This is a genomic window from Aeromonas sp. 2692-1 (assembly GCF_013085505.1).
Lineage (GTDB): Bacteria > Pseudomonadota > Gammaproteobacteria > Enterobacterales > Aeromonadaceae > Aeromonas > Aeromonas hydrophila.
The window spans coordinates 3,072,814-3,090,169 of record NZ_CP038513.1 but is presented as its reverse complement, the minus strand read 5'-3'; the positions used below and the strand labels follow the sequence as shown (position 1 = coordinate 3,090,169).

18 protein-coding genes are annotated in these 17,356 nt (G+C 61.9%); 12 read left to right on the top strand and 6 right to left on the bottom strand.

The genetic code is table 11. The features are described from left to right. Nucleotide 1: 1 nt before the first annotated feature. Both sdhD and sdhC read right to left on the bottom strand, forming a co-directional pair. Complete coding sequence (gene sdhD / locus E5E97_RS14705) at nucleotides 2-346, bottom strand: succinate dehydrogenase, hydrophobic membrane anchor protein (RefSeq protein WP_011705796.1); 345 nt, start codon at nucleotides 344-346, stop codon at nucleotides 2-4. Next, complete coding sequence (gene sdhC, locus E5E97_RS14700; protein WP_011705795.1) at nucleotides 340-729, bottom strand: succinate dehydrogenase cytochrome b556 subunit; 390 nt, start codon at nucleotides 727-729, stop codon at nucleotides 340-342. Before sdhC ends, sdhD begins: the two co-directional genes overlap by 7 nt. 424 nt (nucleotides 730-1,153) lie before the next feature. Between sdhC and E5E97_RS14695 the strand changes: the two genes are divergently transcribed. The 3 genes from E5E97_RS14695 to E5E97_RS14685 all read left to right on the top strand — a co-directional run bounded on the left by E5E97_RS14695 (nucleotide 1,154) and on the right by E5E97_RS14685 (nucleotide 3,468). Next, nucleotides 1,154-2,440: a citrate synthase gene (locus tag E5E97_RS14695; protein ID WP_005300205.1), complete on the top strand. Its 1,287-nt coding sequence runs from the start codon at nucleotides 1,154-1,156 to the stop codon at nucleotides 2,438-2,440. Between the two features lie 94 nt (nucleotides 2,441-2,534). Further along, complete coding sequence (locus E5E97_RS14690; RefSeq protein WP_024945411.1) at nucleotides 2,535-2,861, top strand: DUF4377 domain-containing protein; 327 nt, start codon at nucleotides 2,535-2,537, stop codon at nucleotides 2,859-2,861. A gap of 112 nt (nucleotides 2,862-2,973) precedes the next feature. Beyond that, nucleotides 2,974-3,468, top strand: a complete 495-nt coding sequence (locus E5E97_RS14685) for a GNAT family N-acetyltransferase (protein ID WP_118881365.1) — start codon at nucleotides 2,974-2,976, stop codon at nucleotides 3,466-3,468. A 59-nt stretch (nucleotides 3,469-3,527) separates the two neighbouring features. Here the strand turns inward: E5E97_RS14685 and fabB are convergent, their stop codons facing one another. Beyond that, nucleotides 3,528-4,739, bottom strand: a complete 1,212-nt coding sequence (gene fabB, locus E5E97_RS14680; RefSeq protein WP_016350500.1) for a beta-ketoacyl-ACP synthase I — start codon at nucleotides 4,737-4,739, stop codon at nucleotides 3,528-3,530. A gap of 90 nt (nucleotides 4,740-4,829) precedes the next feature. On the opposite strand from fabB, the gene mnmC reads away from it, so the two are divergent. Next, nucleotides 4,830-6,848 (top strand): bifunctional tRNA (5-methylaminomethyl-2-thiouridine)(34)-methyltransferase MnmD/FAD-dependent 5-carboxymethylaminomethyl-2-thiouridine(34) oxidoreductase MnmC, encoded by a 2,019-nt coding sequence (gene mnmC, locus E5E97_RS14675; RefSeq protein ID WP_171280475.1) that lies wholly within the window; start codon nucleotides 4,830-4,832, stop codon nucleotides 6,846-6,848. An 82-nt stretch (nucleotides 6,849-6,930) separates the two neighbouring features. Here mnmC and E5E97_RS14670 read toward each other — a convergent pair whose 3' ends face one another. Continuing rightward, nucleotides 6,931-7,530 (bottom strand): DUF922 domain-containing Zn-dependent protease, encoded by a 600-nt coding sequence (locus E5E97_RS14670; RefSeq protein ID WP_162275670.1) that lies wholly within the window; start codon nucleotides 7,528-7,530, stop codon nucleotides 6,931-6,933. Nucleotides 7,531-7,865: 335 nt separating this feature from the next. On the opposite strand from E5E97_RS14670, the gene dcuC reads away from it, so the two are divergent. The 5 genes from dcuC (at nucleotide 7,866) to E5E97_RS14645 (ending at nucleotide 14,338) form a co-directional block, all read left to right on the top strand. Then, the gene (gene dcuC, locus E5E97_RS14665) at nucleotides 7,866-9,218 is read left to right on the top strand and encodes an anaerobic C4-dicarboxylate transporter DcuC (RefSeq protein ID WP_016350497.1); all 1,353 of its coding nucleotides are present in this window, start codon (nucleotides 7,866-7,868) and stop codon (nucleotides 9,216-9,218) included. Between the two features lie 130 nt (nucleotides 9,219-9,348). After that, complete coding sequence (locus E5E97_RS14660; RefSeq protein ID WP_171280474.1) at nucleotides 9,349-11,007, top strand: bifunctional UDP-sugar hydrolase/5'-nucleotidase; 1,659 nt, start codon at nucleotides 9,349-9,351, stop codon at nucleotides 11,005-11,007. A 195-nt stretch (nucleotides 11,008-11,202) separates the two neighbouring features. Beyond that, nucleotides 11,203-12,846 carry a hypothetical protein gene (locus E5E97_RS14655; RefSeq protein WP_029303209.1) on the top strand — a complete coding sequence of 548 codons (1,644 nt, stop codon included), beginning with the start codon at nucleotides 11,203-11,205 and terminating at the stop codon, nucleotides 12,844-12,846. Nucleotides 12,847-12,988: 142 nt separating this feature from the next. Continuing rightward, complete coding sequence (locus tag E5E97_RS14650; RefSeq protein WP_011705787.1) at nucleotides 12,989-13,492, top strand: M48 family metallopeptidase; 504 nt, start codon at nucleotides 12,989-12,991, stop codon at nucleotides 13,490-13,492. 24 nt (nucleotides 13,493-13,516) lie between these two features. Next, the gene (locus E5E97_RS14645) at nucleotides 13,517-14,338 is read left to right on the top strand and encodes a DUF2927 domain-containing protein (protein ID WP_073349992.1); all 822 of its coding nucleotides are present in this window, start codon (nucleotides 13,517-13,519) and stop codon (nucleotides 14,336-14,338) included. A gap of 137 nt (nucleotides 14,339-14,475) precedes the next feature. Here E5E97_RS14645 and E5E97_RS14640 read toward each other — a convergent pair whose 3' ends face one another. After that, entirely contained in the window at nucleotides 14,476-14,724 is a 249-nt protein-coding gene (locus E5E97_RS14640) for a DinI family protein (protein WP_011705785.1), read from the bottom strand. A 255-nt stretch (nucleotides 14,725-14,979) separates the two neighbouring features. On the opposite strand from E5E97_RS14640, the gene E5E97_RS14635 reads away from it, so the two are divergent. Next, on the top strand, nucleotides 14,980-15,249 hold the full coding sequence (locus tag E5E97_RS14635; protein WP_010634187.1) for a type B 50S ribosomal protein L31: 270 nt from the start codon (nucleotides 14,980-14,982) through the stop codon (nucleotides 15,247-15,249). Then, nucleotides 15,246-15,371: a type B 50S ribosomal protein L36 gene (ykgO, locus tag E5E97_RS14630; protein ID WP_005300174.1), complete on the top strand. Its 126-nt coding sequence runs from the start codon at nucleotides 15,246-15,248 to the stop codon at nucleotides 15,369-15,371. Before E5E97_RS14635 ends, ykgO begins: the two co-directional genes overlap by 4 nt. A 50-nt stretch (nucleotides 15,372-15,421) precedes the next feature. Here the strand turns inward: ykgO and E5E97_RS14625 are convergent, their stop codons facing one another. Further along, nucleotides 15,422-16,288, bottom strand: coding sequence for a pirin family protein (locus E5E97_RS14625; RefSeq protein WP_171280473.1), 867 nt, complete (start codon nucleotides 16,286-16,288; stop codon nucleotides 15,422-15,424). 123 nt (nucleotides 16,289-16,411) lie between these two features. Between E5E97_RS14625 and E5E97_RS14620 the strand changes: the two genes are divergently transcribed. Next, entirely contained in the window at nucleotides 16,412-17,317 is a 906-nt protein-coding gene (locus tag E5E97_RS14620) for a LysR family transcriptional regulator (protein ID WP_171280472.1), read from the top strand. The last annotated feature ends 39 nt before the right edge of the window (nucleotides 17,318-17,356 follow it).

The window sequence follows — 17,356 nt, the reverse complement described above, 5'->3', positions numbered from 1 at the left end:
CTTACACCCCCCACAGTACAACGAAGCCGGTCATCAGGTAGACGAACAGCACCACTACCAGGGCAAATTGCAGCGCACCGCGCAACCCCACCGGCTTGATATAGTCGGTCAGCACCTGCCACAGACCGATCCAGGCGTGGATCAGTACGCACAGCAGCGCCAACAGGGTGAACACCTTGGTGAAGGTTTTGGCGAAGAAGCCGGTCCACACCTCGTAGCTGATGTCGTTGAACGCGACAAAGCCCACCAGGTAGAGGACATAACAGGTCATGATGAGGGCGGTGGCGCGGATCAGGATGTAATCGTGAACGCCGCTGCGCCCGAAGGTTGCAGAATTGGTTACCATACCAGTACCCCCGCCAATACCGCCAAAACCGCGGTGATCACGAAGGCCACACGGGCACTCTGATTACCGGATTCCAGCTCTTCCCAATAGCCCATGTCCATGACCAGGTGACGCAGTCCGCCCACAATGTGGTAAGCCAGCGCAGTCAGGATCCCCCACAGCACGAATTTGACCAGGAAGTTGTCCATGATGGACACCACGGTCTCAAATCCTTCGGGAGAGGCGAGTGAAGTACCAAGCATCCACAGCAAGATTGAGAGCGCCACAAAGGTGATGACCCCTGAGACACGATGCAAGATGGAAGCGATGGCGGTGACAGGAAAGCTGATCGTCTGTAGGTCGAGGTTTACAGGTCTCTGTTTATTTTTCACGGCTTTGCCCACTCAGCTCCATTGAGCACGTTAGTTATTGTTTTTACACGCTTATGAGGGCATGGAGTGGCATTTGTTAGGTTTTTGTTACCAAAACAACTCAGGAAAGCCAAAAATAACATTTTCAATATCACATCTAGCTTTGCGAAAGCGTTTCAAACACCGACAGCCATCACCCACGAGGCGCAGTATATCGGCGGGCTTAACCAATGACAATCAATTAGCTACAAAGAAAACCCAAAACCGTAAACCAGATCCCACAACTCATTTAACAAATCATTAATGATCATCCAGCAAAATTGACAACAGCCCTGAACTCTGTTTCAAATAAGGCGCTCCAGCCGCCCTGGTACGGGTCAGAACCTTTGCCAGCGTCATCAAACTCGTAATAAAGTAGAGCTGGAATCAAATTATAAAAGAGCAAAGGAGACGTGCTATGGCTGATAAGATAGCCACCCTACATCTACCCGGTAAAGACCCGGTAGAACTCCCGATCCTGTCAGGAACTGTCGGACCCGACGTGATCGATGTCAGAAAACTGGGCGCGCAAGGGTACTTCACCTTCGACCCCGGTTTTATGGCAACCGGTTCTTGCAAATCATCCATTACGTACATAGATGGCGATCAGGGTGTCTTGCTGCACCGTGGTTACCCCATCGCCCAGTTGGCCACCCAGGCCAGCTATCTGGAAGTCTGCTATATCCTGCTGTACGGCGAGGCGCCCACCAAGGCGCAGTACACGGAATTCGAACGTCTGGTCACCCGCCACACCATGGTGCACGAGCAGATTGCCTTCTTCTTCCGCGGCTTCCGTCGCGACGCTCACCCCATGGCCGTCATGTGCGGCGTGGTCAGTGCGCTCTCCGCCTTCTATCACGATGCCCTCGACATCAACAACGAAGAACACCGCGAGATCTGCGCCTTCCGTCTGCTTTCCAAGATGCCGACCCTGGCCGCCATGTGCTACAAGTACTCCATCGGTCAGCCGTTCATGCAGCCGCGTAACGCCCTCTCCTATGCCGGCAACTTCCTGCACATGATGTTTGGCGTGCCGACCGAAGAGTACAAGGTCAACCCCATCGTCGAACGCGCCATGGATCGCATCTTCACCCTGCATGCGGACCACGAGCAGAACGCCTCCACCTCCACCGTGCGTCTGGCCGGCTCCTCCGGCGCCAACCCGTTTGCCTGTATCGCCGCGGGGATCGCCTCCCTGTGGGGACCGGCCCACGGTGGTGCCAACGAAGCCTGCCTCAAGATGCTCGAGGAGATCGGTTCCGTTGACCGTATCCCCGAATACATCGCCAAGGCCAAGGACAAGAACGATCCGTTCCGTCTGATGGGCTTCGGCCACCGGGTCTACAAGAACCACGATCCCCGTGCCACCGTGATGCGCGAAACCTGTCACGAGGTACTGACCGAGCTGCAGATCAAGGATCCGCTGCTGGACGTGGCCATGGAGCTGGAGCGCATCGCGCTCTCCGACCCCTACTTCATCGAGAAGAAGCTCTACCCGAACGTGGACTTCTACTCCGGCATCATCATGAAGGCCATTGGCATCCCCATGTCCATGTTCACCGTGATCTTCGCCATCTCCCGTACCATCGGCTGGATTGCCCACTGGAACGAAATGCACTCGGATCCGGATCAGAAGATCGGCCGTCCGCGTCAGCTCTATACCGGTCAGCCGCAGCGCGAGTTCACCCCGCTCGACCAGCGTTGAGTCACGGGTTTCGGATTTTTTGTTACAAAGGCGGTCATTGACCGCCTTTTTATTTGCCGCTCTAATGCCCCCCTTTCCATCGAAGGAGTTCATCATGAGACCACTGTTCCTCAGCGCCGCTGCCGCCCTGCTGCTCAGCGCCTGTCAAAGCGCCCCCACGCCAACCGCAGGCGAGACCCTCTACGTCAACAGCCAGCTGGTACATTGCGTCGGTGTCGGCCCCATGCAGTGCATGCAGGTGCGCAATGACGAGCAGCAGCCCTGGACCCTGTTCTATCAGCAGATTGAAGGCTTTCAGTTTGAACCCGGCTACCGCTATCAGCTGACCGTCAGCAAGGAGCAGCTCACCGATGTGCCGGCAGATGCCCCTTCCCTGCGCTACCAGCTCATCAAGGTCGTCAGCAAGCAGGCGGCGCGCTGATCAAAAAAGGCATCATTTGGAGATGCTTGTTCAGTTCATGACCCGGTTCTGGTACGCTGGTTGACGAATCCATTGTTTAATCAGCGTTTTCGGGCAGCCATGCCCTACCACTATGATCAAGATCCGCACGACCCGGGCCAACGACTGGCCCGCCATCATGGCCATTCAGGACGAGTGTTATCACCAGCTGGATCCTGAGCCCATCGAAGTCATGAGCAACAAGGCCGAACTGGCCCCCGCCAGCTGCTGGGTGGCCGAACATCAGGGCCAGGTGCTGGGCTATTTGCTCTGCCACCCCTGGCGCGCCCACCAGCCACCGCCGCTCTCCGTCCCCATTCAGCGCCTGGCCGGCAATGACGAGTTCTATCTGCATGATCTCGCCGTCTCACGGCAGGCCCGCGGCAAGGGCATAGGGCAGCGGCTGCTCGCCACCGCCCTCGCGTTTGCCGCAGACGAAGGGTTCGAGCACGCCGGTCTGGTGGCGGTACAGGATGCGCCGGCCTTCTGGCGCAAGCAGGGCTTCCAGCCGGCCAGTACTCGCAAGTCCCTCACCGAATATGGCGAGGGTGCGACCTACATGCGACTGCCACTGCCGCAACGGGGCTGACGATCACCCAATGAAAAAGGCGCCTTGCGGCGCCTTATTTGCAACTCATGGTGGGCTCATCAAGCCTTGAACTTGCTGAACACTAGGGAGGCGTTGGTCCCGCCAAAGCCGAAGCTGTTGGACATGACGGTATTGAGATCCGCCTCTTCGTACGCGCGCACGATGGGCAGGCCTTCGGCCTTCTCGTCCAGGGTCTCGATGTTGATGCTGGGGGCGATGAAGCCGTGTTCCATCATCAGCAGGGAGTAGACAGCCTCGTGCACGCCGGCAGCACCCAGAGCATGACCGGTCATGGCCTTGGTGGCGGAGAGCTTGGGCGCATTGCTGCCAAACAGCGTCTGGATCGCTTCCAGCTCCTTGGTGTCACCGACCGGAGTGGAGGTACCGTGGGTGTTGATGTAATCCACCTTGCCGACACCCTGCATCGCCATCTTCATGCAACGCACCGCGCCTTCACCGCTCGGCGCGACCATGTCGTAGCCGTCGGAAGTGGCACCGTAACCGGTGATCTCGGCATAGATGTGGGCACCACGGGCCAGAGCATGTTCCAGCTCCTCGACCACCAGGATGCCACCGCCACCAGAGATGACGAAACCATCGCGATCCGCATCATAGGTACGGGAGGCTTTTTCCGGGGTGTCGTTGTACTTGGTGGACAGGGCGCCCATGGCATCGAACTGGATGGTGGAAGACCAGTCCAGCTCCTCGCCGCCGCCGGCGAAGACGATGTCCTGCTTGCCGAGCTGGATCAGTTCCAGAGCGTGACCGATGCAGTGGGCAGAGGTGGCGCAGGCGGAGCTGATGGTGTAGTTGACACCCTTGATCTTGAACGGGGTGGCCAGGCAAGCGGAGGTGGTGGAGGACATGGTGCGCGGCACCATGTAGGGGCCCACGCGCTTGACGCCCTTCTCACGGGCGATATCCGCAGACTCGGAGGTGTTCTTGCCGGAGGCGCCACCGGAGCCGGTCACGATACCGGAACGCTCGTTGGACACCATCTCTTCCGGCAAACCGGCGTCTTCGATGGCCTGTTGCATGGAGAGATAGGCATAAGCCGCTGCATCGCCCATGAAACGCATGACTTTACGGTCGATCAGTTCAGACGGGTCGAGTTTGATGTTACCCCAGACACGGCTGCGCAGGTTGTACTGTTCGAACTGCTCGGAATAGGTGATGCCAGATTTGCCTGCTTTCAGGGAGGCCAGCACTTCTTCCTTGTTGTTGCCGATACTGGAGATGACGCCGATACCGGTGATCACTGCTCTTCTCATTAATTCATCTCGTCTGGAAAAACTGGCGCCAAGTCTACCCGCTTTCGGCTGCCAAACTGGTCTGCTTTCACGTAGAATGCCCGCGATTTTGTGACGCGAGCAGAGGAAAACGTGAGTCAAACATCCTTACATCATGCCCGATTGGACTGGAATGAAGCGGGAACTCCAGTCTCCAGTGAGTTCGGGGATGTGTACTTTTCCAATGATAACGGTCTAAGTGAAACCCGCTACGTCTTTTTGCAGCAAAATCGGCTGCCAGCGCGATTTTCGCATCACGATAGTGACATTTTCGTGATAGGTGAGACAGGTTTCGGCACAGGTCTTAACTTTCTGGCGACAATGGCCGCCTTTCTGGAACAGGCGCCCCAATCCGGCAACGGTGCCCGCCTCCACTTCATCAGTTTCGAAAAATACCCGCTGACCCGAGAGGATCTGCGCAAGGCGCTGGCCGCCTGGCCAGAGCTCGCCACCTTCAGCCAGCCCCTCATCGCGCAGTGGCCGCTGCCCGTCGCAGGCTGTCATCGGCTGCTCTTTGCCGGCGGCCGGATCCGGCTCGATCTCTGGTTCGGCGACATCAAGGAGATGCTGCCCCAGGTGCCCCACCCGGCAGACGGGCTGGTGGACGCCTGGTATCTGGATGGCTTCTCCCCCGCCAAGAACCCGGAGATGTGGACGCAAGAATTGTTCGACGGCCTGGCCCGCCTCGCGCGGCCCCACGCCACCATCGCCACCTTTACCTGTGCCGGCTTCGTGCGCCGCGGCCTGATTGCCGCTGGTTTTGCCATGCAGAAGGTGAAAGGACATGGCAGCAAGCGGGAGATGCTGGCCGGGGAGCGCGCAGAGAAACAGCCACAGCAGACCATCGCCCCCTGGTATGCCAGACCTGCCGGCCGTGCGGGCGAGGTGCTGCTCATCGGTGGCGGCATCGCCTCGGCCATGACCGCGCTCTCCTTGGTGGAGCGGGGCCGCAGGGTGACGCTCTTGTGTCAGGATGGCGAGCCGGCAACCGGCGCCTCCGGCAATCGGCAGGGAGCGCTCTACCCGCTGCTCAACGGCGAGCACGATGCCCTGTCGCGCTTCTATTCACTGGCCTTCGGCTTTGCCAGAAGCCGACTGCTGGCCCTGGCCAAGCGCCACCCCGTCGCCTTCTCGCTGTGCGGCGTCACCCAGCTCGGCTATGACGACAAGTCCGCCGCCAAGCTGGCCAAGATGGCGCAAGGCCCCTTCCCGCCCGAGCTGATGCAGGTACTTTCCGAGCCAGAGGTTGAGCAAGTGGTCGGCCTGCCCTGTGGTCACGGTGGTGTCAGCTATCCGCAGGGGGGCTGGCTCTGTCCGGCGGATCTCACCCGCGCCGCCATCCAGGAGGCGCAGGCCAGCGGGCTGTTTGAGGTGGCGTTCAATACCGAGGTGGTCGCCATGGCCGAACAGGCCGATGGCTGGCAGGTCGAGTCTCGTGACGGGCGCCGCTGGCAAGCCCCCAATCTGGTGGTGGCCGCCGGCCATCAGTTGCCTGCGCTCATCCCCTTTGCCGAGCTGCCGCTCTACCCGGTGCGCGGCCAGGTGAGCCATGTGCCTACCTCGGCGAGCTTGAGCAAGCTCAATACCGTGCTCTGCTACGATGGCTACCTCACTCCTGCCCACCACGATCACCACTGCATCGGCGCCAGCTATGGCCGCAACCAGACCGATCTCGAGTTTCGCGCCGACGAGCAGGCCCAGAACCAGGCGCGACTGCAAGCCTGCCTGCCACAGCAAGCCTGGCCCGCTGAGGTGGATGTGAGTGGCAATCAGGCCCGGGTCGGCGTGCGCAGTGCCAGCCGGGATCACCTGCCGGTGGTGGGGCCAGTCGCCAGCTTGGCCAACCTGGCGGATCACTACGCCGGACTGCAGGGCGATCAGCAGAACGCGGCGCCGTTGCCGCTGCATCCCGGCCTCTATGTGCTGGGGGCGCTCGGCTCGCGGGGACTCTGCTCGGCGCCCCTTTGCGGCGAGCTGCTGGCCAGCGAGATCTGTGGCGATCCACTGCCGCTGGCAGCCGATCTGCTGGAGGCGCTCCACCCGGCCCGCTACTGGGTGCGCAAGCTGCTCAAAGGTAAGCCGCTCCAGTGAGCATTTAGATGCTCGGCAAGGCGCAACAACAAAAAGGGCTCCCCGACGGGAGCCCTTTTTGTTCGCTCAAATCCTGTCGGGCTCAGATGCCCTTTGGCCAGTTAAGCCCCAGCTTGCGACCGTGATCGGTCTGCTGCTGCAACTGGCTGAAACGCTGGCGCGAGCTGGCCAGCACCCCCTGCCCCCGCTGCCAGGCCTGATATTCCAGGGCGGCGCAGTCGCGCTCCACCGGCAGCTGTGCCAGCTGGATGCCGAGCTGGCTGACGCTCTCCAGCAGTATGTCTTTGTGGCGGCTCTCGTAATCGAACATGGCGGCCACCAGCTTGTCCCACTTCTGGCGCTCGGCGGCGGAGGCCCTGGCCTTGTCCATCCAGTTCGGCACCATCACCTTGATCCGGGTGGTGACCCTGACCTGTTCCAGCTCGCAGCGCTGCGCCTCGGGACGGGTCTGCAGCTGCCAGGAGAGTTGGTAACTGGCCATGCCGATGTGGCCGTTGGCCCGGGCTGTTCCCGCGCTGGTCATCTGGCGCGCCAGGCTCGCCACGTCCGGCCCGGAAACCCGATAAAACTGAAAGTCTACCTTGATGTCAGGCACCGCCTTGATACCGGTGTAATGGGAACTCTCGGCCCCGGCCGTGGCGGCAAACAACATCAATGCCACCATGAAAACTTTGCTGACCATTCCCATCTCTGCTGCCTTGACCTCGTTGCTGGCGGGGTTGTTATTTTAATTAATAATCAACGCATTAATACTCGAAGCAGGAGATTAACCGCGATCCCCGCGACTGTCACCTACTCCCGTCACAAAGCCTAAGTGTCAGGTTGACAAGTCGCAACCCCGCACCGCCATTGATTTGCAAGCAAGATCACAAGTGATGCGCAACATCATGGTGAGATACCCCTTATTGGATAATAATCGCCGAGTTTTATGTCGATACATTTCGGGATTGGCCAGATTAACCTCCAAGTTGACGCCAGGAATGCATCCACCTTCATTCGTACTCAGGAACTCACTCTATGATGGAACTCCTTATCGGCACCCTGGTCACCCTGGCTGTGGGTCGCTACATCTTCAAGGGCTATTCGGCCACCGGGGTGTTGCTCAGCGGCGGCTTGCTGCTGCTGGCGATCACCGCCCTGATGGGCAAGGCGGTGCTGCCCACCAGCGTCACCTCCACCGGCCACGTGGCCACCGACATCTTCGAATACGTGCGCTTCCTGCTGGTGGATCGGGGCGGTGGTCTCGGCATGCTGATCATGGTGCTGTGCGGCTTCGCCGGCTACATGAGCCACATCGGCGCCAACACCATTTTGGTGAAGCTGGCCAGCAAGCCGCTTGGCATCATCAAGTCCCCCTACATCCTGCTGGTTGCCGCCTATCTGGTGGCCTGCGCCATGTCGCTGGCGGTGAGCTCCGCCACCGGCCTCGGCGTGCTCTTGATGGCCACCCTGTTCCCGCTGATGGTCAACATGGGGATCTCCCGTGGCGCCGCGGCGGCGGTGTGCGCCTCACCAGCCGCCATCATCCTGGCCCCCACTTCCGGGGACGTGGTGATGGCCGCCCAGGCCGCCAACATGGAGCTGCTCGATTTTGCCTTCAAGCTGACCCTGCCCATCTCGCTGGTGGCCATCGCCGCCATGGCGGTGACTCACTTCTTCTGGCAGCGTTATCTGGATCAGAAGGCCGGCGAGCACAACGAGGCGGTCGCCCCGAGCGATCTCATCACCGATGCCCCCGGCTTCTACGCCATCCTGCCCTTCACTCCCATCATCGGGGTGCTGCTGTTTGACGGCAAACTCGGGCCCAAGCTCGACATCGTCACCATCATTGTCATCTGCCTGGTGCTGGCCGCCCTGCTGGAGCTGGCCCGCAAGCGCAACGGCAAAGAGCTGCTGGACGGACTGCAGGTATGCTGGCGCAGCATGGCCGATGCCTTCGCCGGCGTGGTGATGCTGCTGGTGGGTGCCGGGGTGTTTGCCCAGGGCCTGATGGGGCTCGGCTTCATCGCCAACCTCCTGGATCTGGCCCAGAGCTTTGGTACCGGCGGCATCGTCATCATGCTGGTGCTGGTGGTCATCACCACCCTGGCCGCCTTTACCACGGGGTCCGGCAACGCTCCCTTCTACGCCTTCGTGGAGCTTATTCCCCATCTGGCCACCAGTCTGGGCGTCAACCCCGCCTACCTGGTGATCCCCATGCTGCAGGCCTCCAACCTGGGCCGCACCATCTCGCCGGTCTCCGGAGTGGTGGTCGCCTGTGCGGGGATGGGCAACCTCTCTCCGTTCGAAGTGGTCAAGCGCACCTCGGTGCCGGTCGCGGTCGGCTTGCTGGTGGTGATCCTCGCCACCCAGATCATGGTGCCCGCCTAAATTGACCGGGGCTCCCTGAGCGGATGCCCCGCCTCTATCTCGCGCTATCAGCCCGGCCTGCCGTCGGGCTGGTATCTCCCCCCGCCATTGGAGTAGACTCGGTGCTCTTTTTTCTCTAAGGAGGACCGAGATGAGTATTACGGTTCAACTTGCCCACTTCAGTGACTGCCACTCCCATTTCGATGGCGCTCCCATGCGCTTCGCCCCTGAAGGCGAGTCCGAGTGGCGCACCCAGTGTGGTGGCTACGCCCGCATCCTGACCCGGCTCAACACCTTGCGCCGACAAGCCGACGTGGCGGGCCAGACCTGCCTGTTCCTGCACGGCGGTGACACCTTCCAGGGCTCGCTCTATTTCAACCGCTTCAAGGGGCGCGCCAACGCCGACCTGCTGAGCCTGCTGCGACCGGACGCCATGGTGATCGGCAATCATGAGTTCGATCTGGGCAACGGGCCGCTGGTGGAATTTTTGCGCCAGCTCGACTTTCCGGTGCTGGCCGCCAACCTCGACAGCAGCCAGGAGCCGGCCGATGCCCCGCTGCGGCTGCGCGGCCTGCCCCAGTTGTATGATGCCAGCCGTCCCTGGTACCAGCGCAGCATCGACGGCGTCCCCTTCGCCCTGCTCGGCATCACGCTGCCGCAGATGGCCGCCATCGCCAGCCCCGATCCCCATACCCGCTTTCACGGCATCGAGCAGACCCTGAAGGCCGCGCTGGCAGAGATCAAGGCCGCCGACATCAGCCACATCATCCTGCTGAGCCACCTGGGGCTGGAGCAGGACAAACAGCTGGCCGAGCATTTCCCCGAGCTCAGCCTCATCATCGGTGGCCACACCCACAGCCAGCTGGGGGATCTGGCGCCGCTCGGTCTGACGAGCGAGGGCAGCTATCCGCTGATGCGAAACGGCGTCGCCATCCTGCACGCCGCCCACAGCGCCCTCTGCCTCGGGGTGTGCGAACTGACGTTTGACCAGCACGGCCGGGTAGCGCGCAGCCGTGGCCAGCTGGAGTGGCTGCCCTGGCAGCCCTGGCCGTTTGCCTCGACGCCGCCGGCCGGGCTGCACTTTTGCGAGCCGGCGCCCGAGCTCGAGCAACTGCTGGCCAAGCGCTACCGGCCCGAGCTCGAGACCATGACCCAGCGCATCGTGACCCGCCTTGGTGGGCCGCTGCACCACCAGCGGCTGCCCGATGCCAGCCTGCCGGCCGGCAGCCAGGTGGCGCCCCTGGTGGCCAGCGCCATGCTGGCCGGGGCCCGCGAGCAAGTCGGCCAAGTGGACTTCGCCCTGCACAATGCCGGCGGGGTACGTTGTTCCCTCGAACCCGGACCGCTCAGCGAGGCGGACATCGCCGGCCGCCTGCTGCCCTTCGCCATCCCGCTCACCCTCTATCGGGTGCACGGTCATGAGCTGGCCGAGGCGCTGGAGGGGGCCATCGACAACGCCACCAACAACGGCGTGACCGGCAATGGCAGCGGCAGCTTCCCCTATACCGCCGGAGTGCGCTTCTGTTATCAGGCAGACAAGCCCAAGGGGCGCCGGATCACCCGGCTGGAGTGGGAGCGCGCCCCCGGCCAGTGGCAGCCGATCGAAGCCGACGCCATCTACCGGGGGGTTTCCAGCGCCTACACCGCCTCCGGCAAGGAGGGCTATACCGCACTGGCCCGCACCCTGACCCAGCACAACCAGGAGCTCGGCATCACCCTGGCGGATGCCTTCATCCGCTGGGCCCGCTATCTGCCCGAGCTCGCCGCTGCGCCGGCACTGGTGGAGTATCAGGGGCCATCCACCCGGTAAGGATCTGCCGGGCCCCTTGGCGGTGGCCCGCCAGATCGCTTTAGCCGGTTTTGTCAGAAAGCGTGCCGCTTTCATGCCGTAAAGCGGCACTTTTACAAATTATTTCAAGCACATTCCCCCCGCCCATTGCATCGTGCTGTCAGGCTCGGCAAGATAGGCCCGCTTTCGAGACTTCCCAGCAGGAACAGGTCACCCATGAATCATGCCATCCGTTTTACCCCTCCTCGCGTCAATCCGGGCCTGCGGCCGCTGGTGATCCTGCTCACCGGCTTGCTGGCCTTGCTGTTCTGCCTGCGCAACCCGCTGTTCCACGGCATGGCGCCAGGCTTTGACGCCTCGCTGTTTGCGGTGATGGGCAAGATGTGGAGCGAAGGGGGCGTGCTTTACCGGGACATGATCGACATCAAGGGCCCCATGATCTTCGCCCTCGACGCCCTCGGCTACGGCCTTGGCGGCTTCTTCGGGATCTGGCTGCTGGAGTGGGCACTCTGCTGGCTGGGGCTGCTGGCCAGCTGGCAGGCGTTCGGCCAGCTCGGTCTCTCGCTGCGGGCCCGACTCGGCAGCATGCTGGCGGTGCTGGCGCTCTACGGCACCCGCTACTACTACGGCAACATGACCGAGGACTGGACGTTCCATCTGGCCCTCATCGCCCAGTGGGCCTTCATCACCATGCTGCTGGACAAGCGCTGCAGCTGGGGACCGGCGCTGGTGGCCGCGCTCACCTTTGCCATCGTCGCCTGGATGCGCACCAACAACGGCGCCTTCTGGGGTGCCTGGTATCTGGTGCTGTTCTGCCACTGGTGCCTGCGCGAACAGTGGCGCTGCGCCCTCTCCCTGCTCTGCTCCAGCCTGCTGGGACTGGCGCTCGTCGGCGGCCCGCTGCTGGCCTACTTCCAGCATCACAACCTGCTGGCCGAATTCAAATACTACGCCTTCGACATCTTCTTCGAGGGGAGCTACGGCAACGGCTTCTCGCCGGATGTGGGCAGTGTCGGCCTGCTGCGCACCGGCCTCATCATGCTGTTGCCCGCCTTCATCGTGCTGATGATGGGACGCCGTCAGGAGTGGTATCTGCCGGCCCTGTGCGCCACCCTGTTTGGGGTCATCTTCACCCTGATCGCCAACTCGGTCTCCGGCCACGTGTTCGATCACTACGATGTGCTCTATCTGCCGCTAGCCCTGCTGCCGCTCGCCTGCCTGCTGGATCGCAGCGAACAGCAGGCCGATGGCCTCGGCCTGCTCTGCATCTCGCTGGTGGTGCTGACCGCCAGCTGGCTGCTGGCCCAGCAGCTCGGTTATGGCTGGAGCACCAAGGAGTGGTCGCTGGAACGGGTGCGTGAAGTGCTCGGCAACAGCCTGTTGTGGGCGCTGCCAGTGCTCATCCTGGTGCCCCTGTGGCGCGCCTGGGATGTGCGCAGCGCCACCCCCTGGCTCGCCTCGCTCGCCATGCTGGCCCTGCTGCTCAACAACGCCTGGGAAGGCACCCTGAAGGGCACTCCGTTCAACCCGCCGGCCCAGGTGCGGGTCGATCGGATCAAGGCCGAGACCAGCCCCACCGACAAGATCTGGGTAGACGGCATCCAGCCGCAATATTACCTCTGGACCGATCGCCAGCCGGCCTCCGCCTACCTGTTCTTTGCCAACGTCAACCCACCCTACGACGTGCGCGAGCGGGTACTGGCCGACCTCAAGCGCCAGAGTCCCAAGTTCATCATCGCCAAGCCGGATCGGGTGGCCGATGAGCTCAAGAAGCCGAGCTCGCCCTCCAGTCTCGCCTTCTATCAATATCTGGTGAGCCAGTATGAAGAGGTGGATCCGGGCCTCTATCGCAGGCGTTGAGCCCCCCCTTGACCGAACAGGGCCGTCATCCCGTGATGACGGCCCTTTTCATTGCGCCAACGCAGGCAAGGCCCGAAACGGTAGGCAAGCGGCGACGCGCTGACTACAATGGCGCTCTTTTGATATGACGAGTAATGCAGACATGGCGGAACTGACCTACCTCGGTGGCTACCCCGAGCCCCTCAAGGCCCAGGTGCAACAGCTGATCGCGGCGGGCAAGCTGGGGGACGTGCTGGCCAAGCGTTATCCAGAGACCCACCTCATCCAGAGTGACAAGGCGCTGCTCGCCTACACCATGGAGCTGAAGAACCGCTACCTGAAAAGCTCGGCACCGCTTTCCAAGGTGATCTTCGACGGCAAGATCAACGTGATCAAGGATGCCCTCGGCCTGCACACCTATGTGAGCCGGGTGCAGGGCAGCAAGCTCAAGGCCAAGAACGAGATCCGCATCGCCGCCCTGTTCAAGGAGGCCCACCCGGCCTTCCTGAAGATGATCGTGGTGCACGAGCTGGCCCACCTGAAGGAGAAGGATCACAACAAGGGCTTTTATCAGCTCTGTCAGCATATGGAGCCCGACTATCATCAACTGGAGTTTGATCTGCGGCTCTGGCTCACCTGGCGCGATCTCGAACGGGCCACGCGCTGATCCCGACTGTTTCAAGGAGGAGACATGACTTCATTGCGCCGTTACCTTGCCGTGCGCCACTCAGGCCGGCGCCGGCCGCTCGGCCGCTGGCTGGTGGCACTCCTGTTGCTGAGCCCCTGGCTGCAAGCCGCCGAGCGTTGGCAGAGCGATGCCTATCTCACCGAGAGTTTCTTCGAGGTCGCCATGAAGCGGGAGTACGGCCACGAACAGAACGTGCACTTCTCCCGCTGGGAACAGCCCATCCGGCTCAAGCTGGTCAACGAATTTGGCGATAAGGCGCTGCAAAGCGAGGTGGTCAAAGTACAGAGCCAGCATCTGGCCGGCATCATAGGCCGTCCCATCACCCTGGTCAGCGAGCGACCCAACATCACCCTGATCATGACCGAACGCGCCAAGATGGCGAACTGGGCCAAGCGCACCATGGGGCAGGATGCCTCCGTCAAGACGGCGCTCAAGGAGGGGCTCTGCATGGCCAACTTCACCACCAATACCCGCCGCGAGATGGCCCGCGCCACCATCATCATTCCGGTGGATTACAGCCGGGCCAAGGGGCGCTTTCTCGACTGCGTGGTGGAGGAGCTCACCCAGGTGATGGGGTTGCCCAACGATTCGGACAAGGTGTTCCCCTCCATCTTCAACGACAACAGCATCGACAGCTTCCCGACCGGACTCGATTACGTGCTGCTCAAGCTTGCCTATCACCCGGCCCTGCAGGCCGGCATGACGGCCAGCGAAGTGCGTGCCGCCCTGCCCGTCGCCCTCAAGGCACTGCGCGCCAGCGGCGACATTGCCCAGGCCGATCAGCGGGTGCAGGTCAACAGTCTCAAACGCTGGGCCGGGCTTTGACGGTTGAGGATTAAAGGCTGAGTGCTGACGCACCATCGGCTCGGGAGCTCATCCCACCAGCAACAAAAAACGCAGCCTTGGGCTGCGTTTTTTCTGTCCATCCAGATTGCATGTATTCGACGCCCGACCCGGTGGGCTCAGGAGGCAACACTCTCCGGCATCCAGCTGTCGGCATTCTCCCACACCTCCTGCACCATGGCTTCTGCCAGCTCCTTGTCCTCCTTGCTTGCGCGGCTGACCGTCAGCGCCATGGCGCTGCCGGGGGCGACCCGCACATGCAGGTCGGGGAACTTCTCGCCCAGTTGCTTGAGCAGCTCCTGACGCAGCGCCTCCATGGTCGAGGTGGGCACCTGATGTTTTTTGTCGATGATGATTTCCAGACGCATAGGATACTTCTCCATGATTTATAACTGTATTTTTATACAGTAAAAATCAAAAGTAAAGCGCGTCATCAACCTCTTGTTGCCAACCCTGCTGCGGCATCACCAAACCCGGCCGGTTACCCCGCTTGCCGGGGAGGTGGAACCTTGTTTGGTGTACCGCCCCATCATCACACAAGACAAAAAGTTGTTGATATCTATTATCAACAAAGGCATGATTCACTTGTTATGTTATAACAACCAAAACATAAGGCCAGCATCATGCGTCCCGACATTCACCCCGAGTACCGTCAGGTTCTGTTCCACGACCTGACCGCCAACACCTATTTTCTGGTGGGATCCACCCTCAAGACCGATCGCACCAAGCTGTGGGAAGACGGCAACACCTACCCCTATGTGACTCTGGATGTCTCCAGTGCATCACACCCCTTCTATACCGGCAAGCAGAAGCAGGTCAGCAAGGAAGGTCAGGTCGCCCGCTTCGGCCAGCGTTTCGGTCAGTTCTTCAACAAAGGAAAAGCGCAGTCATGAAAGTCCTCTCCTCCCTGAAATCAGCCAAGTCGCGCCACCCCGATTGCCAGATTGTCCGCCGCCGCGGCAAGCTGTTCGTGATCTGCAAGAGCAACCCCAGGTTCAAGGCCCGTCAGCGCTGATCCGCAGCGCCATCAAAACAAGGCCCTCATGGGAGGGCCTTGTCCATTTATCACTCCGGCATCACGCCGAATCTGCCGCTGTTGAAATCATCAATGGCCTGCACTATCTCCTCATGGCTGTTCATCACGAAGGGGCCGTGACCCACGATGGGCTCCTCGATGGGCTCACCGCTCAGCAGCAGCACAGTAGCGTCGCTGTTTGCCTCGATCAGCACCTGCCGCCCTGCCCGGTCCAGCACCACCATCTGCGCCTCCCGGGCGATGGTACTGCCGTTGACCTGCACGGTCCCCTTGAGCACGATGAGTGCGCCGGTCCAGCCTTCGGGCAACTCGAGTGTGCTGACGCTACCCTGCACCAGACGCAGATCCCAGACATGCAACGGACTGAAGGTATGGGCCGGGCCACGGACCCCCTCAAACTCGCCAGCGATGACTCTCACCGACCCCGCGTCGCTGGCCAGTGCCACCGTCGGAATGTCGCCCACCAGGATGGGCTGGTAACCGGGCGGCGTCATCTTGTGCCGACTCGGCAGATTCACCCACAACTGCACCATCTCGAGCTCACCGCCCGACTCACTGAACGCCGGGGCGTGAAATTCCTCGTGCAGGATACCGGCGCCAGCGGTCATCCACTGCACGTCGCCCGGACCTATCACGCCGCCCTGACCAGTCGAATCCCGGTGCGCCACTTCGCCCTTGTAGACGATGGTCACCGTCTCGAAACCGCGATGGGGATGTTCACCCACCCCGCGCGGCCGGCTGGTCGGCGTGAAGTTGGCCGGGCCGGCATAGTCGAGCAGCAGAAAGGGGCTCAGCTGCTTGCCGTGGCTGTTGTAGGAGAAGAGAGAGCGTACGGGAAAGCCGTCGCCTACCCAGTGAGGACGGGGGGCGCTGTAAACGCCGAGGATCTTTTTCATCTGTCGCTCCTGACATATCCGGTGGAATTGAACACTGGAGACAGCATAGTTTCGAGACGAACAGGTGAGTAGACTGCTAAATTGGGCATCAGCGTCCTATTTTTGGAACGATGAGAGCACCCTATGCAGGATCTGAACGATCTCTACTATTTCGTCCAGGTGGTGGATCACGGCGGCTTTGCCCCCGCTGGCCGCGCCATCGGCATGCCCAAATCCCGCCTCAGCCGCCGGATAGCGCAGCTCGAAGAGCGGCTCGGCGTGCGGCTGCTCCAGCGCTCAACCCGTCAGTTTGCGGTGACCGAGCTGGGCCGCACCTACTACGAACACTGCAAGGCGATGCTGGTGGAGGCCGAGGCGGCGCAGGCCGCCATCGAGATGATCCGGGCCGAGCCCTGCGGGCTCATCCGCATGAGCTGCCCCATCGCCCTGCTGCACACCCATATCGGCCCCATGCTGGCGGATTTCATGGCCCGTCACCCGCAGATCAGGGTCGAGCTGGAAGGGACCAATCGGCGGGTCGACCCCATCGCCGAAGGGGTTGATGTGGCCATCCGGGTCAGGCCACCGCCGCTGCAGGATAGCGAGCTGGTGATCCGGATACTGGCGCAGCGTCGCCAGTGCCTGGTGGCCAGCCCGGCACTCGTCGCACAGCGGGGCTTGCCCGCCGCACCGGCGGATCTCCACGGCTGGCCCAGCATGGGGCTGGGGGCGCCGCGGCAGCACTACCTCTGGTCGCTGTTCGGGCCGCAGGGGGCGCATGCCGACCTCACCCACCAGCCCCGCTTCGTCACCACCGACATGGTGGCGCTGCGCAGTGCGGCGCTGGCCGGGGTCGGGGTGGTGCAACTGCCGCTGTTGATGGTGCAGGAGCAGCTGACCGCCGCCACCCTGGTCAAGGTGGTGCCTGCCTGGGAGCCGAAGCCCGAGCTCATCCACGCCGTGTTCCCCTCACGGCGCGGCTTGCTCCCCTCGGTGCGGGCCCTCATCGACTATCTGGTGGAGCGCTTCGCCGCCATCGACGAGGAGTGATGAAGAAAGCAGCGGCTCCCTGCCTCAGGCTGCCACCCC

Coding starts and splice junctions, on each gene's coding strand:
- sdhD (WP_011705796.1), bottom strand. CDS start 346: ATGGTAACCAATTCTGCAACCTTCGGGCGCAGCGGCGTTCACGATTAC.
- E5E97_RS14695 (WP_005300205.1), top strand. CDS start 1,154: ATGGCTGATAAGATAGCCACCCTACATCTACCCGGTAAAGACCCGGTA.
- E5E97_RS14690 (WP_024945411.1), top strand. CDS start 2,535: ATGAGACCACTGTTCCTCAGCGCCGCTGCCGCCCTGCTGCTCAGCGCC.
- E5E97_RS14685 (WP_118881365.1), top strand. CDS start 2,974: ATGATCAAGATCCGCACGACCCGGGCCAACGACTGGCCCGCCATCATG.
- fabB (WP_016350500.1), bottom strand. CDS start 4,739: ATGAGAAGAGCAGTGATCACCGGTATCGGCGTCATCTCCAGTATCGGC.
- E5E97_RS14670 (WP_162275670.1), bottom strand. CDS start 7,530: ATGGTCAGCAAAGTTTTCATGGTGGCATTGATGTTGTTTGCCGCCACG.
- dcuC (WP_016350497.1), top strand. CDS start 7,866: ATGATGGAACTCCTTATCGGCACCCTGGTCACCCTGGCTGTGGGTCGC.
- E5E97_RS14660 (WP_171280474.1), top strand. CDS start 9,349: ATGAGTATTACGGTTCAACTTGCCCACTTCAGTGACTGCCACTCCCAT.
- E5E97_RS14655 (WP_029303209.1), top strand. CDS start 11,203: ATGAATCATGCCATCCGTTTTACCCCTCCTCGCGTCAATCCGGGCCTG.
- E5E97_RS14650 (WP_011705787.1), top strand. CDS start 12,989: ATGGCGGAACTGACCTACCTCGGTGGCTACCCCGAGCCCCTCAAGGCC.
- E5E97_RS14645 (WP_073349992.1), top strand. CDS start 13,517: ATGACTTCATTGCGCCGTTACCTTGCCGTGCGCCACTCAGGCCGGCGC.
- E5E97_RS14640 (WP_011705785.1), bottom strand. CDS start 14,724: ATGCGTCTGGAAATCATCATCGACAAAAAACATCAGGTGCCCACCTCG.
- E5E97_RS14635 (WP_010634187.1), top strand. CDS start 14,980: ATGCGTCCCGACATTCACCCCGAGTACCGTCAGGTTCTGTTCCACGAC.
- ykgO (WP_005300174.1), top strand. CDS start 15,246: ATGAAAGTCCTCTCCTCCCTGAAATCAGCCAAGTCGCGCCACCCCGAT.
- E5E97_RS14625 (WP_171280473.1), bottom strand. CDS start 16,288: ATGAAAAAGATCCTCGGCGTTTACAGCGCCCCCCGTCCTCACTGGGTA.
- E5E97_RS14620 (WP_171280472.1), top strand. CDS start 16,412: ATGCAGGATCTGAACGATCTCTACTATTTCGTCCAGGTGGTGGATCAC.